General features: G+C 62.2%; 16 protein-coding genes, 4 tRNA genes and 1 pseudogene. 15 read left to right on the top strand and 6 right to left on the bottom strand.

The features are described 5' to 3' along the window. Positions 1-132: 132 nt before the first annotated feature. Entirely contained in the window at positions 133-2,730 is a 2,598-nt protein-coding gene (acnB, locus tag AB5Y68_RS07490) for a bifunctional aconitate hydratase 2/2-methylisocitrate dehydratase (protein WP_039040935.1), read from the top strand. Between the two features lie 231 nt (positions 2,731-2,961). After that, positions 2,962-4,533, top strand: coding sequence for a cyclic diguanylate phosphodiesterase (locus AB5Y68_RS07485; protein ID WP_039040934.1), 1,572 nt, complete (start codon positions 2,962-2,964; stop codon positions 4,531-4,533). Here the strand turns inward: AB5Y68_RS07485 and AB5Y68_RS07480 are convergent. After that, on the bottom strand, positions 4,530-5,447 hold the full coding sequence (locus AB5Y68_RS07480) for a LysR family transcriptional regulator (RefSeq protein WP_039040933.1): 918 nt from the start codon (positions 5,445-5,447) through the stop codon (positions 4,530-4,532). The two genes, AB5Y68_RS07485 and AB5Y68_RS07480, sit on opposite strands and share 4 nt — an antisense overlap. 76 nt (positions 5,448-5,523) lie before the next feature. Between AB5Y68_RS07480 and AB5Y68_RS07475 the strand changes: the two genes are divergently transcribed. From AB5Y68_RS07475 to mdtD, 4 genes are all read left to right on the top strand, one after another. Beyond that, complete coding sequence (locus AB5Y68_RS07475) at positions 5,524-6,141, top strand: LysE family transporter (RefSeq protein WP_010675804.1); 618 nt, start codon at positions 5,524-5,526, stop codon at positions 6,139-6,141. Between the two features lie 115 nt (positions 6,142-6,256). Then, positions 6,257-7,663, top strand: a complete 1,407-nt coding sequence (locus AB5Y68_RS07470; RefSeq protein ID WP_039040932.1) for a D-arabinono-1,4-lactone oxidase — start codon at positions 6,257-6,259, stop codon at positions 7,661-7,663. 71 nt (positions 7,664-7,734) lie between these two features. Continuing rightward, the gene (locus tag AB5Y68_RS07465; RefSeq protein WP_039040931.1) at positions 7,735-8,862 is read left to right on the top strand and encodes a GTP-binding protein; all 1,128 of its coding nucleotides are present in this window, start codon (positions 7,735-7,737) and stop codon (positions 8,860-8,862) included. Positions 8,863-8,884: 22 nt separating this feature from the next. After that, positions 8,885-10,312 carry a multidrug transporter subunit MdtD gene (gene mdtD / locus AB5Y68_RS07460; protein WP_223919390.1) on the top strand — a complete coding sequence of 476 codons (1,428 nt, stop codon included), beginning with the start codon at positions 8,885-8,887 and terminating at the stop codon, positions 10,310-10,312. A 9-nt stretch (positions 10,313-10,321) separates the two neighbouring features. On the opposite strand, the gene AB5Y68_RS07455 is transcribed toward mdtD, so the two are convergent. The 3 genes from AB5Y68_RS07455 to folB all read right to left on the bottom strand — a co-directional run bounded on the left by AB5Y68_RS07455 (position 10,322) and on the right by folB (position 11,802). Beyond that, positions 10,322-10,804: a YbaK/EbsC family protein gene (locus AB5Y68_RS07455; protein ID WP_039040930.1), complete on the bottom strand. Its 483-nt coding sequence runs from the start codon at positions 10,802-10,804 to the stop codon at positions 10,322-10,324. A gap of 117 nt (positions 10,805-10,921) precedes the next feature. Then, positions 10,922-11,431, bottom strand: coding sequence for a 2-amino-4-hydroxy-6-hydroxymethyldihydropteridine diphosphokinase (gene folK, locus AB5Y68_RS07450; protein ID WP_039040929.1), 510 nt, complete (start codon positions 11,429-11,431; stop codon positions 10,922-10,924). Then, complete coding sequence (gene folB, locus AB5Y68_RS07445; protein ID WP_010675798.1) at positions 11,431-11,802, bottom strand: dihydroneopterin aldolase; 372 nt, start codon at positions 11,800-11,802, stop codon at positions 11,431-11,433. The genes folK and folB overlap by 1 nt, the downstream gene beginning before the upstream one ends. A gap of 171 nt (positions 11,803-11,973) precedes the next feature. On the opposite strand from folB, the gene plsY reads away from it, so the two are divergent. The 7 genes and pseudogenes from plsY (at position 11,974) to AB5Y68_RS07410 (ending at position 14,092) form a co-directional block, all read left to right on the top strand. Beyond that, positions 11,974-12,636, top strand: coding sequence for a glycerol-3-phosphate 1-O-acyltransferase PlsY (plsY, locus tag AB5Y68_RS07440; RefSeq protein WP_039040928.1), 663 nt, complete (start codon positions 11,974-11,976; stop codon positions 12,634-12,636). 47 nt (positions 12,637-12,683) lie between these two features. After that, positions 12,684-12,759 (top strand) — tRNA-Phe (locus AB5Y68_RS07435). Between the two features lie 52 nt (positions 12,760-12,811). Further along, positions 12,812-12,887, top strand: a tRNA-Thr gene (locus AB5Y68_RS07430). 3 nt (positions 12,888-12,890) lie between these two features. Next, positions 12,891-12,966 (top strand) — tRNA-Phe (locus AB5Y68_RS07425). Between the two features lie 8 nt (positions 12,967-12,974). Beyond that, a tRNA-Asn gene (locus AB5Y68_RS07420) sits at positions 12,975-13,050 on the top strand. Positions 13,051-13,148: 98 nt separating this feature from the next. Continuing rightward, positions 13,149-13,328 (top strand): annotated as a pseudogene (locus AB5Y68_RS07415) (IS3 family transposase); the annotation flags it as partial. A 395-nt stretch (positions 13,329-13,723) separates the two neighbouring features. Then, a complete protein-coding gene (locus AB5Y68_RS07410) occupies positions 13,724-14,092 on the top strand; it encodes a hypothetical protein (protein WP_223937767.1) in 369 nt (122 codons plus the stop codon). Between the two features lie 267 nt (positions 14,093-14,359). Here AB5Y68_RS07410 and AB5Y68_RS07405 read toward each other — a convergent pair whose 3' ends face one another. Next, on the bottom strand, positions 14,360-14,839 hold the full coding sequence (locus AB5Y68_RS07405) for a MarR family winged helix-turn-helix transcriptional regulator (RefSeq protein WP_010672813.1): 480 nt from the start codon (positions 14,837-14,839) through the stop codon (positions 14,360-14,362). 163 nt (positions 14,840-15,002) lie between these two features. Here AB5Y68_RS07405 and AB5Y68_RS07400 point away from each other — a divergent pair, with 163 nt between their 5' ends. Beyond that, positions 15,003-15,530, top strand: coding sequence for a hypothetical protein (locus AB5Y68_RS07400; protein ID WP_010672814.1), 528 nt, complete (start codon positions 15,003-15,005; stop codon positions 15,528-15,530). Positions 15,531-15,539: 9 nt separating this feature from the next. After that, a complete protein-coding gene (locus tag AB5Y68_RS07395; protein WP_010672815.1) occupies positions 15,540-17,138 on the top strand; it encodes a BCCT family transporter in 1,599 nt (532 codons plus the stop codon). A gap of 70 nt (positions 17,139-17,208) precedes the next feature. Here the strand turns inward: AB5Y68_RS07395 and mutS are convergent, their stop codons facing one another. Continuing rightward, on the bottom strand, positions 17,209-19,779 hold the full coding sequence (mutS, locus tag AB5Y68_RS07390) for a DNA mismatch repair protein MutS (protein ID WP_039040927.1): 2,571 nt from the start codon (positions 19,777-19,779) through the stop codon (positions 17,209-17,211). Positions 19,780-19,784: the final 5 nt, after the last annotated feature.

Here is a 19,784-nt window from a genome sequence, read left to right as displayed (position 1 = left end):
TAACTGCACAGGGTTTGGATTTTAATTAGTCGTTAAAACTTATATAGTGGGGGGCACCCTACGGGTGTCCCGCAAGGACGATCGCCGCGAGCTTGGGCGAACCCCAAAAAAAAGACCAAAGAGGAATTAGTCGTGCTTGAAACATACCGTAAACACGTCGCAGAACGTGCCGCCGAAGGCGTGGTCGCCAAACCTCTGGACGCAGAGCAGGTTGCCGCCCTGGTTGAGCTGATCAAGAATCCGCCCGCCGGCGAACAGGACTTTCTGAAAGAACTGTTGTCCTCCCGCATTCCCCCGGGTGTTGATGAAGCGGCCTATGTGAAAGCCGGCTTCCTCACCGCCGTCGCCAAGGGCGAGGCCCATTCCCCCATCCTGACTGCCGCCGAAGCCGTCGAGCTGCTCGGTACCATGCAGGGTGGTTACAACATCCAGCCGCTGATCGACCTGCTGGACGATGCGACCCTGGCTCCTCTTGCCGCCAAGGGTCTCTCCCACACCCTGCTGATGTTCGACTCCTTCCACGACGTGGAAGAGAAGGCCAAGGCGGGCAATGCCCACGCCAAGCAGGTGCTGCAATCCTGGGCCGACGCCGAGTGGTTCCTGAACCGCCCGGCCCTGGCCGAGAAGATCACCGTCACCGTGTTCAAGGTGACCGGCGAAACCAACACCGACGATCTGTCGCCGGCGCCGGACGCCTGGTCTCGCCCGGACATTCCGCTGCACGCCCTGGCGATGCTGAAGAACGCCCGTCCCGGCATCACCCCGGACAAGGATGGCGTCATCGGCCCCATCAAGACCATCGATGCCCTGAAAGAGAAAGGTTTCCCGCTGGCCTACGTGGGTGACGTGGTCGGTACCGGCTCTTCCCGTAAATCCGCCACCAACTCCGTGCTCTGGTTCATGGGCGACGACATTCCGTTCGTGCCGAACAAGCGTGCCGGCGGCGTCTGCCTCGGCGGCAAGATTGCCCCCATCTTCTTCAACACCATGGAAGATGCCGGCGCCCTGCCCATCGAAGTGGACGTCTCCAAACTGGAGATGGGCGATGTCATCGACATCTTCCCCTATGAGGGCAAGATCACCCGCCACGGCACCGACGAGGTGCTGGCCCGGTTCGAACTGAAGACCGAGGTGCTGATCGACGAAGTGCGCGCCGGTGGCCGCATTCCGCTGATCATCGGCCGCGGCCTGACCGACAAGGCCCGCGAAGCGCTGGGTCTGCCGTTCTCCACCGTGTTCCGTCGTCCGCAGCCTGTCGCCGACACCGGCAAAGGCTTCACCCTGGCCCAGAAGATGGTGGGCAAGGCGTGCGGCGTGAAGGGCATTCGCCCGGGCACCTACTGCGAACCCAAGATGACCACGGTCGGCTCCCAGGACACCACGGGCCCCATGACACGCGACGAGCTGAAAGACCTGGCCTGCCTCGGCTTCTCCGCCGATCTGACCATGCAGTCCTTCTGCCACACCGCCGCTTATCCCAAGCCCATCGACGTGCAGACCCACCACACCCTGCCTGACTTCATCATGAACCGCGGCGGTGTCTCTCTGCGTCCGGGTGACGGCGTCATCCACTCCTGGCTGAACCGCATGCTGCTGCCGGATACCGTGGGTACAGGTGGTGACTCCCACACCCGTTTCCCCATCGGCATCTCCTTCCCGGCGGGCTCCGGCCTCGTGGCCTTCGCCGCCGCCACCGGCGTGATGCCGCTGGACATGCCGGAATCCGTGCTGGTGCGCTTCAAGGGCGAGCTGCAGCCGGGCATCACCTTGCGTGACCTGGTCCATGCCATCCCCTACGCCGCCATCCAGAAAGGGCTGCTGACCGTCGAGAAAGCGGGCAAGAAGAACATCTTCTCCGGCCGCATCCTCGAGATCGAAGGTCTGCCGACCCTGAAGGTGGAACAGGCGTTCGAGCTGGCGGACGCCAGCGCCGAGCGTTCCGCCGCCGGTTGCACCATCAAGCTGGATAAAGAGCCGATCATCGAGTATCTGAAGTCCAACATCGTGATGCTGAAGTGGATGCTCTCCGAAGGCTACGGCGACGTGCGCACCATCACCCGCCGTATCAAGGGGATGGAAGAGTGGCTGGCCAACCCGGTGCTGATGGAAGCGGACAAGGATGCCGAGTACGCCGAAATCATCGAGATCGATCTGGCCACCATCAAGGAGCCGATCCTGTGCGCGCCGAACGATCCGGACGATGCCCGTCTGCTGAGCGACGTGGCGGGCGACAAGATTGACGAGGTGTTCATCGGTTCCTGCATGACCAACATCGGTCACTTCCGTGCCGCCGGCAAACTGCTCGAGAAGTATCAGGGCGAGCTGCCGACCCGCATGTGGATCGCCCCGCCCACCAAGATGGACAAGGATCAGCTGACCGAAGAGGGCTACTACGGCATCTTTGGTCGCGTCGGTGCCCGCATCGAGATCCCGGGTTGTTCCCTCTGCATGGGCAACCAGGCGCGGGTAGCGGAAGGGGCCTCCGTGGTCTCCACCTCCACCCGCAACTTCCCGAACCGTCTGGGCAAGGGGGCCAACGTCTATCTGGCCTCTGCGGAGCTGGCTGCGGTTGCCGCCATCATCGGCAAGATCCCGACCGTGGAAGAGTATCTGCAGTATGCCAAGGCGCTGGACGCCACTGCGGCCGACACCTACCGCTACCTGAACTTCAACGAGATCGCCTCCTACACCAAGAAGGCCGATGCGGTGATCCTGCAGCAAGCGGTCTGAGACTCGCCGGTCTGACCACTGAAAATAACAATGCCGCGTCTCGACGCGGCATTTTCCATTTCAGGGGGCTGCGCGATAATGACCCGCCATGCCCAGCAACGGCGTCGTCGATTTGCCTGGTACGCGCGTTGCGCTTTCGTTGTCTGGCCATGATGGCCCCACCGTTTCCTGGTGGGCACTTTTATACCGCGGTACCTGCGAAGCGGGCCCGCGCATTGCGGCGTGGTTGCTATGTTTCTGTTCCGGATTGATCTGGCCCGCATGAAGTGGCGCCTTGGATGTGCCCTACTGGTGTTGGCCCTGCCCCTGGTGGTGGGAGGGTGGATGGTGCACGACAGCTACGAGCAGGAGCTGAAAAACGATGCCAGTGCGTCAGCCAGCAAGGCCAGAACCTTGCTGGAGCGCATGCTGGATCAGGCCGAGCGGGCCAACCTCGAGGTATTGCCGCTGGCCGGTCGACCTTGCAGCGACAACCTGTTGCTGCTGCGCAAGCGGGTGGCGCTGGAGCCTTTCCTGCGCTCCATCAATCTGGTGCGACAGGGGATCATCAACTGCACCTCGCTGTTCGGGCCTGCCAGGGAAGTGGATGACGGCTCCCGCTACACGGATCGCAAGTTGCTGCTGATGAGCGGCAACCTGGTGCGCAAGAATCACCCCTTGCTGGTGGTGCGTCAGGAGCGGGGGCGTGATGCGGCACTGAGCGCCATTGACAGCAGTCAGCTCAGTTTCATGCTTACCCTGAGCAGCGATCCCAGCGAGCTGTTCTTGCAGGTGGGGTCCGCCTGGCTCGATGAGTCCGGCCACTTCCAAAGCGATCCGCCGAAACTGCACAGCAAGTTTGCCCTGATACTCGCCTCCCAGCGTTACCCCTTCACCATCCACGCCGGTTATGCCATGCCGATCTACTGGCGTGCCCTGTGGGAGGCTCGCCATCTGCAACTGATCTGGCTGGGAGCCAGTTCGCTGGTGGTCTCACTGCTGGTGTGGTGGCTGCTTGGGCGGCCGGGGGCCCTGACGGACGAGCTGAGGCGCGGGCTGCGAGCCAGGGAATTTGTCCCCTATCTGCAACCGCTGATCGCCAGCAAGGGCGGCAAGATGGTGGGAGCAGAGGTACTGATGCGCTGGCAACATGCCACCGAGGGGCTGATCCGCCCCGATCTCTTCATCCCCCAGGCGGAAGAGTCTGGCCTGATCGTGCCCATGACGGTCAACCTGATGAAGACGGTGGCCAAGACACTCCACCCGGTACAGGAGCAGCTGCCCGAGGCATTTCACATCAGCTTCAACATCAGTGCCATCCACTGCCGGGACCTCTCCCTGGTGGCGGAGTGCCGCGACTTCCTCGGCCATTTCGTGCCGGGACGGGTGGTGCTGGTGCTGGAGCTCACGGAGCGGGAGCTGCTGGTGACCAGCCCGCAGACCCTCTCCCTGTTTCGCCAGCTCGACGAGATGGGGGTGCAGCTCGCCATCGATGACTTTGGCACCGGCCACTCCAGCCTCATCTATCTGCAGCAATTCCACGTGGACTATCTCAAGATCGACCGCTCCTTCATCGGCCGTATCGGGACGGAGTCCCTCTCCGAGCACATCGTGGACAACGTCATCGACCTTGGGGGACGGCTGGGGTTGTCCCTGGTGGCCGAAGGGGTGGAGACGGAGCAGCAGGCCGCCTATCTGAGAGGCAAGGGGGTCCAGTATCTGCAGGGATACCTGTTTGCCCGCCCCATGCCGATACGCCAGTTCTGCCGGGAGTTGACGGCGGGAGAGATACAGGTCGCCGCCGGGCGCACCGCCCAGGGCTAGGCCGGGCCCACCAGGCTGTGCAGCCAGTTCACCAGGATGTCGTGGGGGCTGCCGGGTTCGGGAGGGGCGGGGGCGAGCAGGTGATAGCCGGTGCCGTCGGGGACGAAGCCGAGCGGTGCCACCAGCAGGCCGGCCTCGATATCGTCGCACACCTGGCGGTAGGGGCCGATGGCGACTCCCAGCCCGGCGACTGCCGCCTGCAGGCTGAAATAGAAGTGCTCGAAGGTCTGACCCGGCACCTCCTCGTCGGCGGGCATGCCTGCGTGCTGCTGCCACTCCAGCCAGGCGCCCGGACGGGTCTTGGTGTGCAGACGGGGTGCCGTTGGCCTGAGGGCCTGCACATCCCCCCTGGGTTCAAAGAAGTGCGCCACCTTGCCCGGCGGGCAGACAGGGCCGGTCCGCTCTTCGAACAACAACTGGTTGTAGAGCTCGGCAGGCCAGTGAAAGTCGTTGCGCCGGATGGCGAGATCGATGCCGCTGCCAAAGCTGAGGGCGCCGCCGCCCGCCATCAGGTGTACGTCCAGCTCCGGGTGCAGGGCCTGGAAGGCGGGCCAGCGCGGGATCAGCCAGCGCATCAGGAGGGTGGGTTCGCAGGAGAGCACCAGTGATTGGGGGCGGCTCTGCTGGCGCAGGGCCTGCGCCGTCTGGCGGATGCTGCCCAACCCCTCCCTGACCGCCTGATAGAACCGTTCACCCGCGTCGGTCAGAAAGACCCGGCGCTGGCGCCGCTCGAACAGCATGACCCCCAGATCCTCCTCGAGCAGTCGTACCGCCCGGCTGATGGCGCCATGGGTGAGATGCAGTTCATCGGCGGCGCGGCCGAAATGCTCGGTGCGGGCAGCCACCTCGAAACAGCGCAGGGCGGTAAGGGAGGGAAGCGAGAGGGATTTTTGTGAGTTTTTTTCACCATTCATGTCAGAAATCATCGTTCGTTATTGGTGTTATTGGCAAATAAAATAGCCGATATCCCCTCTAATCAGGACTCTTTTCATGACCGAACTGTTAGCCGTTGTCGCCATTACCCTCTTTGCCGTCATCAGCCCCGGGCCCGACTTTGCCATGGTGTCGCGCAACAGCCTGCTGCTCTCGCGCCGCACCGGCGTGCTGACGGCGATCGGCATCGCGGCCGGGGTCTGCGTGCACGTGGCCTACACCCTGCTGGGGGTGGGCCTGCTGATCCAGCAATCCCTCTGGCTGTTCAACCTCATCAAGCTGGCGGGGGCCGCCTATCTCATCTTCCTCGGCATCAAGATGCTGCGGGCCAAACCGGCTGCCGATGAAGAGAGCATCTGTCAGCCTGCCCTCTCCAGCCTGGGGGCGCTGCGCACCGGATTTTTGACCAATGTGCTCAATCCCAAGACCACCATCTTCATCGTCAGCCTCTTCATGCAGGTGGTGCAGCCGCAGACGCCGCTGGCGGTCCAGATCGGCTATGGCGCCTTCATCGCGCTGGCGCACGCCCTCTGGTTTGGTGCGGTGGCGCTCTTCTTCTCCACCCCTGCGGTGCGGGACCGACTGCTGGCGGTACGCCACTGGATCGATCGGGTGTTCGGGGGCCTGCTGGTGGGATTCGGCATGTTGCTGGCATTGACCCAGCAGACGCGCTGAGGCGGGGAGGGGCGCTCCCCCTATCCACCCCCGACTGTAGGGTCTTGTTTTTCATGCCTTGGCAGCCGCTTTTCGGTAGAATTGGCGCTCATTTTGAAGTCAGATGAGGCGCGGTATGACGGTCAGGTTCCAGGCATTTCACAGCATCAAGGCGATTGGCAATCGGGAGGTGCTGTTCAACTGGTCCAGAACCAACCCCCTCGGCGCCCTTGATCAGGTGTGGCGCCCGACGACCCGTGACGAGCTGCAGCAACTGCTGCGGGAATATCCCGAGCGCAAGCTGCGGCTCATCGGCTCCGGCCTCTCTTTCGAACCCATCCACAGCGTCTACGCCGAAGGCAGCCAGGCGCTGCTGGTGGACCTGCACCACCTGCGCGGCCAGCTGGACAAGACTGCCGATACGGTGACCTACCTGGCGGGGACGCCGCTTGATACCGTCTATGCCGACCTCATCGCCATGGATCGCATGCTGCCGGCGTCCCCCGGCGTCATCGGCATCCAGACCCTGGGCGGTGCGCTCAGTACCGGCACCCATGGGCAGGGATTGCACCAGTCCGCCCTGTGCGATGCGGTGGCTGCCCTGACCGTGATGCTGGCGAGCGGCGACATCATCCGTGTGGATCGCACCGATCCGCGCTTCGGCGCCTTCGTGATGGGCATGGGGATGCTCGGCATCCTGCTGGATGTGACCCTCAACACCGTGCCCAACCGCATCATGCGCTGCACCAAGTTCACCACCGACTACCCCTTCCTGCTGGAACACAACGAGCGCCTCAACCGGGAGCACGCCTTCGTGAAGAGCTGGTGGTTCGCCTGGACCGGCGAGAGCCACATCTGGCTGGTGGATCCCGCCTCCGATGACGAGGTGGCCCGCTACCGCGCCGGGGGCAGCGAGCCGCTGGTGCTGGAGGGAGACATGGACGAGCGCATGAACCTGGCGCTCAATGCCACCATAGACGCGACCCTGCAGAAGATGGCCAGAGACACCAAGGACGAGGCCAGGGCAGGCGAGCACTTCGAGACGGTGCGCCGCTTCAAGGACGCCTCGGATCTGGTGGGCAACGTCTACCAGATCCTCTGCAAGGGAATTCCTGCTCCCCAGATCAACTGCGAGGTGGCCGTGCCCCTCGAACGCATGGGGGAGGCCCTTGAAATCCTGCAGGCATGGCAGGAGGCGAACCCCGGCGTGCTGCACTACCCCTTCATCCTGCGCTGCACCGGTCCCTCCGTGGCCTGGCTCAGTGCCGCCCATGGCAAGTCGGTGTGCTGGATAGGTTTTCTGGTCTATCTGGCGGCGGACGGGACCTTCGTCGGAGGCTCCATGGAGCAGATGCGCGAGTTGCAGCAACTGCTGGTGCCCCTCGGCGGCATTCCCCATTTCGGCAAGCACCTGGCGATGGACCTCTACGACTTCCCGGCCCTGTTGCCGCGCTGGCACGACTTCCTGGCCCTGAAGCGGGAGCTTGACCCCCATGGCCGTTTCGAAAACCGCTGGCTCGGCGACCTGTTCACCAACCGGTAAGGATCTGACATGACCGATATGCAAGACACTCGCTTACTCATCCTCCTGCCGATCAGAGGGGGGGCAACCCGATGACAGACATGCAAGACACCCGCATCCCCGTGACCCTGCTGACCGGCTTTCTCGGCAGCGGCAAGACCACCTTGCTCAACCACTGGGTCAAGCAGCCCGAGCTCGGGGAGTGCGCCGTGCTCATCAACGAGTTCGGCTCCGTGGGGCTGGATCACCATCTGGTACAGCAGGTGGACGAGCAGGTGGTGCTGCTCGATTCCGGCTGCATCTGCTGCTCGGTGCAGGGCTCCCTGGTGGAGGCGCTGCAGGGGCTCTTCATGAAGGCCATCCAGCGCAAAATCAAACCCTTCAAACGGCTGATCATCGAGACCACGGGTCTGGCCGATCCGGCCCCTGTGCTGTTCACGTTGAGGGAAGAGGGCTTTATCGCCCAGCGCTACCGCTTCGATGGCACCGTCACCGTGGTGGATGCCGGCCATATCGAGCAGCAGCTTGCCGCTCAATATGAGGCGGTCAAACAGGTGGCGCTGGCGGATCTGCTGGTGGTGAGCAAGGGCGATCTGGTGGATGAAGAGACCCTTGCTCGGGTGGAAGCCCAACTGGCGACCCTCAATCCGGCAGCTCCCATCCAGCGGGTCAGCAATGGCGTGCTCTCACCCGCAGTGCTGGAGAAGCTCGGCGCCTACAACGAGGCGGCGGGGCGCGACGTGCGCCAGTTGCTGGCCTGGCTGCGTACCGAATCCCCGAAACAGGGGCTGGCTTCGCCCATGCAGCCGAAGATGACGCCGTTTGCCGCCAAGGTGGGGACGGCCGCGCCCACCCGCTTCGAGCACGGCAATATAGAAAGTTTCTCCCTGCGCATCGGCGAGCCGCTCAAGCCTTCCCGCCTGCTGGCCGCCATCGATGCGGTGCAGGCGCAATACGGCGATGCCCTGCTGCGTCTCAAGGGGATATTGCAACTGGAAGGGGAGAGCCAGCCCGTGGTGATCCACGGCGTGCACGGCCAGCTCTATCCGTTGCAGGCGCTGGGGGAGTGGCCCGAAGGCAAGGCCCAGTCCCGGCTGGTGTTCATCGTGAAGAGCCAGGACAGGGCTGGCATAGAGCAGTTGTTCCTCTCGACCCTCAAGGCCCCCGAATCCAGCCTGGAAGAGCACCTCAAGGCCATGCTCGGCCAGCCGGATGCCTGATATGCTGATATGACCCGCGCTCGTGCGGGTCTTTTCTTATGTGATGAGGAGAGACAGAACCATGCCTGACAGCTCCCCGATGGTGACGCCCGCCCAGCGCAAATGGCTGCCCTGGCTGACGGCGGTCGGTTTTTTCATGCAGACCCTGGATGGCACCATCCTCAACACTGCCCTGCCCAGCATGGCCGAGGCCCTGGGCGAGAGTCCGCTGCAGATGCAGTCCGTCATCATCGCCTACATGCTGACGGTGGCCCTGCTCATTCCTGCCTCCGGCTGGCTGGCGGACAGATTCGGCACCCGCCGGGTCTATCTGGTCGCCATCCTGCTGTTTACCCTGGGTTCCCTGGCCTGTGCCATCGCCAACACCCTGCCCATGCTGGTGATCGCCCGGGTGTTGCAAGGGGTCGGGGGGGCCTTGCTGATGCCCATCGGGCGTCTGGCGGTGCTGCGGGTCTACAGCAAGCATGAACTGCTGAGGGTGATGTCGTTCGTCACCATCCCCGGTCTGCTCGGCCCCCTCATCGGCCCGGCCCTGGGGGGCTGGTTGGTGGAGGTGGCGAGCTGGCACTGGGTCTTCCTCATCAACCTGCCGGTGGGCCTGCTCGGCTTCGTGGCGAGCTGGCACTTCATGCCCGACCTTCGCCAGCACACCGCCAGGTTTGACTGGCAGGGATTTGTGCTGTTCAGTGTCGGCATGGTGCTGGTATCCGTCGGTCTGCAAGGACTGGGGGAGCACAGCATTTCAACCGGCTGGGCCCTGTTTGCGGTATTGTTCGGCCTGGCCGCCATGGCGAGCTACTGGCTCTATGCCGCCACGGCGGAGCAGCCCCTGTTCAGTCTGGCGCTGTTCAAGACGTCCACCTTCGCCATCGGTATCTGGGGCAATCTGTTTGCTCGCCTCGGCAGCGGCGCCATGCCGTTTCTCACCCCGCTCTTCCTGCAACTGGGGCTCGGCTTCTCCCCGAGCAAGGCGGGGATGACCATGATCCCCACGGTGATCGGCGCCATGCTGACCAAGACGCTGGTGAACAAGCTCATTCCGCGCATCGGTTATCGCCGCATCCTGATCGGCAACACCCTGGCGCTCGGGGCCATGATCGCGAGCTTCTATTTCATCGACAACCAGGTGCCCCACGGCGTACTGCTGGTGTGGCTGGCGGTCTTTGGCGCCATCAACTCCCTGCAATTTTCCGCCATGAACACCCTGACCCTGCAGGATCTCAGCAGCGAGCACGCCAGCAGCGGCAACGGTTTGCTGTCGGTGGTGATGCAGCTCTCCATGAGCCTGGGGGTGGCCATCGCCGCCAGCCTGCTGGGGCTCTTCTCCATCGGCCAGCCCGAGGAGAGTGGCCGCTGGCTGGAGGGGTTCCACCTCACCTATCTGTGCATCGGCCTGATGTCCATGCTGGCGGCGCTGATCTTCGCCCAGCTGGCGCGGGAAAAGCGCTGAGTCCCAGGCTCAGGGGGCGGGCAGGTAGCTCACGTCGCAGGGTAATCGGGCCAGCAGTCCGGCCAGGTGGGTGGTCTCCAGCAGGAACGTCTGCTCGGGGTGGCCCGGCGTCCAGGTAAAGGCGTGGTGATTCATGAGCAAGGGATCCACCAGCAGGGGGATGTCGGCGCGGGGCAGGAAGGGGCAGACGGCTCCCGGCAGGCAGCCAATCTCGGTCTGCATCTCGTCTGCGGTGCAGATGGAGGGTTTGGCACCGAGCGCCGCCTTGACCGCCTTGCTGTCGAGCCGGCCGTCCCTGTGGGTCAGCAGCAGGGCGAAGCGACCATCCTTGAATTTGAGGAAAAGGGTCTTGCTGAACTCGGCCTGCCAGCCGAGGCGAGCCTTGATCCGCTCGTCGGTGGCGTAATCGAGGATGGGTTCGTGCTCGAAGCGCTGGTGGGGCAGGTCGGTGAGCAACTGACGGTTGAAGTCGTGAATGGCATCGAGTGGCATGGGGTTCTCCTGTGATGGCGGTCATCCTGCCACTTGCACCGGCGCAGGCCCAATCACTGTTTCTTATCCGTCATCAGCGGAGTCATCAACAAGGGCACCCGAGGGTGCCCTTGTTGTTCAGTGATGCTGCAATTCGCCCGCTTTCCAGTGGAAGGGAATGGGGTCAAGGCGCTGGGAGGCTTTGTTGTAACCTGCCCACAGCTCACCGATGGTGCGACCATCGATGGGATGGCGGAATGTGGGAGCCAGCTCCGCCAGCGGCCAGAGCACGAAGGCGTTGGTGAGGATCTCGCCGCGGGGCAGCACCAGCGGTGTCTCGCAGACCAGCTCGCCGTAGAGCAGCAGATCGAGATCCAGGGTGCGCGGGGCGAACTTCTTGGCATCCGGCTCGCGGCCGTGAGCGAACTCCATGGCGCGCAGCCGCTGGCACAGGGTCGCCAGGGGCAGCTCGGTATCGGCACCCACCACCAGGTTGTAGAAGGGGCGGCCGTTGAAGCCCACCGCCTCGCTTTCGAATACCCTGGAGACCTGCAACTCGCCGAATTCGGCGTGCAGGGCATCGAGGCCGGCGCGGATATGGCGTTCCCGATCGATGTTGGATCCCAGACTGATATAGATGCGGGTCATCAGTTGGCGCTCGCAGCCGGCGTGCGATGGCGCAGGATCTCGACCCCGACGCCTGCCGCATTGGGCACGGCACCCGGTTTGGTCAGGGTTACCTTGACCCACTGTACCCGCTCGTCTTCCAGCACCAGGGCGGCGACCTGCTCGGCCATGGTCTCGACCAGCTCCACTATCTTGCCCTGGGCGTGATCACAGATCTTGCGAGAGAGGGTGGCGTAATCCAGCGCCAGATTGATATCGTCGGTTGCGGCGGCTGGGCGATTGTCAAACCCCATCTCGAGGTCGAAACAGAGCTTCTGGCGAATGCCCTTCTCCCACTCATATACCCCTATGGTGGTCAAAACCTCGAGTCCGCGAATAAACACCTTGTCCATGACAGTACTTCTTCTTTACTCTTGATGGGCTGTGAAAACAGCGCAGGGATGCAGGCCCGGCAAGCAGATTGCCGCTGGCGGCCGGTTTGGGCGACACGCTTTCGGGCAAGCCCGGGCCTGGGAATGTGGCCCGCATCATACCCCATTCATATCGTGGTAAAAACGACCAAGATGACGGCCCTGACGATTTTGATGATTATTCTGGCCTATCTGGGCGGCTCGCTGTCCAGTGCCGTGCTGGTTTCCCGCATCACGGATCTGCCGGATCCCCGTGACCATGGTTCCCACAACCCGGGGGCGACCAATGTGTTGCGCCTCGGCGGCCGGATGGCGGCGCTGATCGTACTGCTTCTCGACGTGCTCAAGGGGATGGCCCCCGTCTACCTCGCCTGGTATCTGCAGATCAAGCCCGTCTACCTCGGCTTTATCGGGGTGGCCGCCTGTCTGGGCCACATGTACCCCCTCTTCTTCCACTTCCGTGGCGGCAAGGGCGTCGCCACCGCCCTCGGCACCATGCTGCCCATTGGGTTTGCCATGGGGGGCGCCGTCATCACCACCTGGTTGCTGGTACTGCTGGTGAGCGGCTATTCGTCACTGGCGTCCATCGTGACCGTGTTGCTGACCCCGCTCTTTACCTATCTGCTCAAACCGGAATACACGTTGCCGGTCTCCCTGCTCTCCTGTCTCATCCTGATCCGTCATCACGAGAACATTACCCGCCTGCTCAAGGGGGAGGAGTCCCGCCTCTGGGGGCGCCGGGGAGCGGTCCCGCCAGCAGAAGTGATGAAAATGGATGATGCTGCGCAAAAAAGAGACGAACGAGACGAAAAGTGAAATTTCCCGTTGACCACCTGCCCTAAAATCCGTTTAATAGCGCCCACGCCCAGATAGCTCAGTCGGTAGAGCAGGGGATTGAAAATCCCCGTGTCGGCGGTTCGATTCCGTCTCTGGGCACCATATTTTGGTGCCATGAAATAAAAACGTGTTCATGCACAATGGTTTGAAGTGTGCCGGCTTAGCTCAGTAGGTAGAGCAACTGACTTGTAATCAGTAGGTCACCAGTTCGATTCCGGTAGCCGGCACCATTTGCCCAGATAGCTCAGTCGGTAGAGCAGGGGATTGAAAATCCCCGTGTCGGCGGTTCGATTCCGTCTCTGGGCACCACGAATAATTCCTCCTTAGCTCAGTCGGTAGAGCGACGGACTGTTAATCCGCAGGTCGCTGGTTCGAGCCCAGCAGGAGGAGCCAAATAAAAAGCCCAGCAGCAATGCTGGGCTTTTTCTTTTCCCATTGTCCCCGTCCTGAATATGGCTTATACCTTCTTCCCCGAATAGATGGAGATCTCGATGGGACAAGGTGTGAAACGCACACAGCGCGATTACTCACTGAGGTTTAAATTGTCCCTGGTCGAGCAGATTGAAAAAGGTGAACTCACCTACCAGTAGACACAATTCCAATATGGCATTCAGGGCAATTCGACCATTCTGGTATGGTTGCATAAGCATGGTCTGCAGGGTTGGAGCCAGGGAGCATCGATTAGAGCTGGCAGGATCACATCATGCCTGATCCCGGCAACCAAATGTCTGAACAGCGTATCAAGGAGCTCGAGTAGCTGGCGCTGATGAGCCTGGAGGCTCAGTTTTTTGAAGGCGCCTCAATCGTAAAAAACGACCTGGTAAGCTCTCTCGCAGCGGTATGTCGAAAAGCTGACCATCTTCAGTGCTTGCTGGTTCCTCGGAATAAACCGTTAGGCTGACTACAATCGCAATCGGGTCGCCGACCTGCGTCATGCACAAGGGCAGCAGGTAGTGAGCTTTGTGCGCAAAGTTCACTACGGGTGGGCATCCACAAGTAGCATTATCTGCTGCAGGGCCAAGACGATGCTGGGCTGACGGTCTGGTGGGACAGACTGTTTAGGATATTGGCCGAGCACCGTCTGTTGGTGCAGCCCAAACGGGCCTATCACAAGACGCTCCACAGTTTTCAGCGTTTCTATCGCCATCCCAACTTGCTCAAACCCGGCCCGGTGAAAATCACTGCGGTGGCGCCAGGGCAGGTCTTGGTTGCCGACATCACTTACCTGCCGGCAAAGAGCGGGCCACTCTACCTGAGCCTGGTGACGGATGCCTTCTCGCGTAAGATAGCGGGGCATCACGTGCACGAAGGGATGCATGCTGAGTTGGTTGTGATGGCGCAGAGCACTGAAGCAACGGCGTGGCAGCGGGGAGTTTATCCATCACTCGGACGGCAGGGTGCAGTATTGCTCAGGCTTGAATCAGACGCTGTATGAACGGTACGGAGTACAGTACTCGATGACTGATGGGTATGACTGTTATCAGAATGCGCTGGCAGAGCGGGTGAACGGGATACTGAAAGGAGAGTTGCTGTAGCAAAGCCCGTAGGACCTGGTGTAGACGAGGAAGATGGTGCATAAGGTGGTGGGTAGTTATAACCTAGAATGATCGCATTAGGCCTCGCAATGCAGAATCCCCGATGCGGTACATCGGGTTCTGAGTGCCAGAAGTTAACTGAAAACATGTAAACGGACTTCAGGATTTCAGGCCCGCTCTTCGGTCAGGGGGCTGACACTTAGCACGGGGGCGGCATCGATGCCGTCGGCATTCATCATGGCGGAGATGCGTTGCAGGGATGAGAGCAACAACCCCTGCTCCCAGTTCTCCAGCGCCTGAAAGCGTTGAATGAAACTCTCCTGCAAGGGGGTCGGAGCCTGGGCAAGCAGGGCGCGTCCCGCGTCAGTGAGCGTCGCATGCACCTTGCGTTTGTCGGTTTCGCTGCGAATGCGCTGCACCAGCTGGCGGCTCTCCAGCCGGTCCATGATGGTGGTGGCGGTGGCCTGGCTCATGTTGGTGTGATCCGCCAGCTGGCGCATGGAGATCTGGCCAAGCTCGTCGATCCCCTTGAGCAGCAGGAGCTGAGGCGAGGTCAGGCCGGCCTCCTTGATCAAGCGCTTGGAGTGCATGTCGATGGCACGGATGATCTGGCGCAGGGCGATCAGCACTTCATCATGTTTTTCCATGGGGTCTGGGTCATCGCAGGGCTGTGGAGAGGCGCGAAATTCTCCGCCTAATCCATAACAAGGTCAATATGGTTTTTGATGTAATGGTTTTAGCTCTAATGAATATTGTGTTAGGTTATCGGACAATTGCCCCATTCCAACCCGATATTTGAGGAGTGAAATCATGCATGACGACCTGGATATCAAATCCCTGGTTGCCGACCTGCGTGTGGTCAGAGTTCGCTATGAACTGCCGGATACCGCGGCATTTGTGCGTTATCAACCTGCCTATGACGAGGACCCCAACAACCTCAAGGTACACCACTACGATGGTGAGCTGCCGCTCTCTTGCAGCAATACAGGTTCTTTCAGTCTAAAGGAGTTGGTCAATGAGTTGCGCTATGCCTATGTGCTGGTTCACCTCTTCCCCGACGAGAGTGCCATGAACTTCTATCTGGCGGGTCTGGACAATGGACTGGCACAGCTGGAGTTCATCGGTGGCTCCTATGACTTCAACCGCCTCTGGATCACCAGCGGTGTCTCCAATCTGGGGGTGCCCATGGCTATCTTCCTCGGCAAACGCCACGCAGTGAACGGTCAGCCGTCGGTGACCCTGGTGGATCACCGTGAGCAGGTGGCAGGTCGTCTGGCCTATCGCGCCATCGGCGGTGCCGGCGATCACGTGGGTGAAGACTTTTTCAACAACGACTAAGGAGGCCCGATGCGAGCAACCAAAGGGCTTTTGAAAGGCCTCAATCCCACCATGGCCATGACAGCCCTCACCGTCGTGACCCTCTTCCTGCTGTTCGGCGTCTTTGATCCGGATACCGCAGGCACCTGGTTTACCGGGGCCAAGGACACCATCATTGCTGGCTTCAAGTGGTATTACATCCTGGTGGTCGCCCTGTTCCTGTTCTTCGCCGTCTACTTGATGTTCAGCCGCTTTGGCAGCATCCGGCTGGGCGACGACGACCAGGTACCGGAGTTTGGCTACTTTGCCTGGTTCTCCATGCTGTTCAGCGCAGGCATGGGCATAGGCCTGGTGTTCTGGAGCATCGCCGAGCCCATGTATCACCTGCAGGGCAACCCCTTCATCACCGAAGGCATGACGCCGGAAGCGGCCCAGATCGCCATGCGCCTCACCTTCTTCCACTGGGGTCTGCACCCCTGGGCCATCTATGTGATCGTCGGCCTGTCGCTGGCCTTCTTCAGCTACCGGCGCAAGTTGCCGCTGGCCATCCGCTCCGTGCTCTATCCCATTCTTGGCGATCGCATCTACGGCTTCTGGGGCCATGCCGCCGACGTGCTGGCGGTGTTCGGTACCGTGTTCGGGGTGGCGACCTCCCTTGGGCTGGGCGTCTCCCAGATGAACACCGGCCTCAACCAGATGTTCGGCATGGGCGTGTCACAAGCGAACCAGCTCTGGCTCATCGGTGGCATCAGCCTGATTGCCACCCTGTCGGCCATCTCCGGTGTCGGGCGCGGGGTGAAGATCCTCTCCGAACTTAATATCTGGTTGAGCGTGTTCGTGCTTGGCCTCTTCCTGGTGCTGGGGCCAACCACCTATATCCTCAACGCCTATGTGCAGAACATCGGTGATTACCTGCAGAACATCGTCAAGCTGAGCTTCTGGACCAATACCGAAGCCAACGGTACCTCGGCTTGGCAGTCTAGCTGGACCGCATTTTACTGGGGCTGGTGGATTGCGTGGGCACCCTTTGTCGGCATGTTCATCGCCCGCATCTCCAAGGGACGCACGATTCGTGAATTCGTGCTCGGTGTCCTGCTGGTGCCCTCCCTGCTCGGCATGCTCTGGCTCACCGTGTTTGGCGGGACTGCCATGAACCTGGAGCTGTTCGGTGGCGGCGGCGTAGTGGAAGCGGTCAATCAGGATGTCACCATGGCGCTCTACAAGACGGTGGAACTGCTGCACTGGGAGACCTTCGGCTGGATTGCCAAGGGGGTGCTGACCCTGCTTATCTGCACCTACTTCATTACCTCCAGCGATTCGGGCACGCTCGTGATTACGACGCTGCTCTCCATCGGCGACCAGGATCCCCCCGTGCTGCACCGCGCCATCTGGGGACTGGGGCAGGGGCTGGTCGCGGCCATTCTGCTGGTCTCCGGCGGGCTTGCCGCCCTGCAGGCCGCCAGCATCATCGCCGCGCTGCCCTTCTCGGTCATCATGCTGGCCATGTGCTACTCCCTGATGCAGGGGCTCAAACAGGAGAGCCAGCACCAGTTCGAATACAGGCAGAAGCTCAAGCGCCATCCGGGGTCGGTCAATCTGAGCCTGATGGATCGCATCGGTCCGGGCTGATGACAGGTTCGGTCAAACGAAAGGGGAACCTCGCGGTTCCCCTTTTTCATGCCTGTTCGGCGGTCGGTAGCTACAGCATCTGCTTGAGTCGATAGAGCAGGTCAAGGGCCTGTCGCGGGGTCAGCTCGTCCGGGCGTACTGCTGCCAGCTCCTCCACCACAGGATGGGGTTGCGGGGCGAGAGTGACCGGAGCCGGACGGCTTTCGCCGGCGGCCACCGGAGTGGCACTCTCCAGCTCATGCAGTTTGTGGCGGGCCTGGTGGATCACCGATTTCGGCACCCCGGCCAGTGCGGCAACCTGCAGGCCGTAGGATCGGCTGGCCGCGCCTTCCTGTACTGCGTGCATGAAGGCGATGGTGTCGCCGTGCTCCACCGCATCCAGGTGGACGTTGGCCAGCCCGCTCATCAGCTCGGGCAGGCGGGTCAGCTCGAAGTAGTGGGTGGCGAACAGGGTGTAGGCGCCAATCTTGCTTGCCAGCTGCTCGGCGCAGGCCCACGCCAGGGAGAGGCCGTCGTAGGTGCTGGTGCCGCGGCCAATTTCGTCCATCAGCACCAGACTGCGGGCGGTGGCGTTGTTGAGGATATTGGCGGTTTCGGTCATCTCCACCATAAAGGTGGAGCGGCCGGAGGCGAGATCATCCGACGCTCCGATGCGGGTGAAGATGCGGTCGATGGGGCCGATGCGGGCGCTGTCGGCGGGCACGAATGCGCCGATATGGGCCAGCAGCACGATGAGTGCGGTCTGGCGCATGTAAGTGGATTTACCGCCCATGTTGGGGCCGGTGATGATCAGCATCCGCCGCTCCCGCTCCAGCCGGATGGGGTTGGCGATAAAGGGGTCGGTCATCACCTGCTCCACCACCGGATGGCGGCCCGCCTCGATCAGGATCTGATCCTCATCGATCAAGGTGGGGCAGCGATAGTCGAGGGTCTCTGCCCGCTCCGCCAGGTTGGCCAGCACGTCCAGCTCCGCCAGTGCGGCGGCAGACTCCTGCAGATCGCCGAGGTGCGGCAGCAGGGCGTCGAGCAGCTCTTCGTAGAGACGTTTTTCCAGCGCCAGCGCCTGGGCCTGGGCGGTGAGCACCTTGTCCTCGTACTTCTTCAGTTCATCGATGATGTAGCGCTCGTTGTTTTTCAGCGTCTGGCGGCGGATGTAGTGGGCCGGCACCAGGTGGCTGTTGGCGCGGCTCACCTCGATGTAGAAGCCGTGCACCTTGTTGTAGCCCACCTTGAGGGTGTTGATGCCGGTGAGCGCCTTCTCCCGCTCCTCGATGCGGGCCAGGCTGGCGGTGGCGCCATTGGCCAGATCCCGCAGCTCGTCCAGCTCCTGATTGAACCCTTCACGGATGACGCCGCCATCGCGGATGAGCACCGGCGGCACCTCCATCACGGCACGCTCCAGCAGGTCGAACAGCTCGGGGAAGGTACTTGCCCGCTCGCGCAGCTGCTGCACCGCCTCGTGCTCGCTCTCCGCCAGCAGCCGCTGCAACTCGGGCAGCTGAGCGAAAGCCTGCCGCAGCCGGGTGAGATCGCGCGGGCGGGCCGAGCGCAGGGCGAGGCGCGCCAGCACCCGCTCCACGTCGCCGACCTGGCGCAGCAGGCTCCCCAGCTCGTCATAGAGGTTCTGTTCGATCAGCTCCTTGATGGTGCTCTGGCGACCTTTGAGGATCACCCGATCGCGGATCGGCTGGTGGATCCAGCGCTTGAGCAGGCGGCTGCCCATCGGCGTGGCGGTGCAATCGAGCACGGCGGAGAGGGTATTGTCGTGACCGCCGGCCAGATTCTGGGTCAGCTCCAGATTGCGGCGGGTGGCGGCATCCATGATGACCGCATGATCGGGCTGCTCCAGGCGCACGCTGCGAATGTGGGGCAGGGCGGTGCGCTGGGTGTCTTTCACGTACTGCATCAGGCAGCCGGCGGCGCACAGGGCGGTCTCGCTCTGCTCGACCCCAAAGCCCACCAGATCCTGGGTGCCGAACTGCTGGCACAAGAGCTTGCGGGCGGTGCCGAGCTCGAACTCCCACTCCGGGCGGCGGCGCAGACCGCGGCGACCCTCGACATGGTGCAGGAAGGCGAACGATTCGGGGTAGAGCAGCTCCGCCGGATTGGTGCGTTGCAGCTCCGCCAGCAGGGTCTCTTCTTTCTCGAACTGGTTGATGAAGAAGCGTCCGGAGCCGATGTCCATGGTGCCGTAACCGAAGCGGCGGCCATCGTGGTAGACGGCGGCGATCAGGTTGTCCTGCCGCTCGCTGAGCAGCGCCTCGTCGGAGACGGTACCCGGGGTTATGATGCGAATGACCTTGCGCTCCACCGGCCCCTTGCTGGTGGCGGGGTCCCCCACCTGCTCGCAGATGGCGGCCGATTCGCCGAGCTGTACCAGCTTGGCGAGATACCCCTCGATGGCGTGATAGGGCACCCCGGCCATCGGGATGGGGCTGCCGGCCGACTGGCCGCGCTTGGTCAGGGAGATGTCGAGCAGCTGGGAGGCCTTGCGGGCGTCGTCGTAGAAGAGCTCGTAGAAGTCACCCATGCGATAGAACAGCAGGATCTCCGGGTTCTCGGCCTTGAGGGTCAGATACTGCTGCATCATGGGGGTGTGGGCGCTCAAGTTGGCGCCTGGCGCTTGGTATTGTGCTGTCATGTGCT

The organism is Aeromonas sp. R6-1 (assembly GCF_040908165.1).
In the GTDB taxonomy this organism is placed as follows: Bacteria; Pseudomonadota; Gammaproteobacteria; order Enterobacterales; family Aeromonadaceae; genus Aeromonas; species Aeromonas caviae.
Note: the sequence above shows the minus strand (reverse complement) of the source record. Positions and strands in the feature narration are given on the sequence as shown.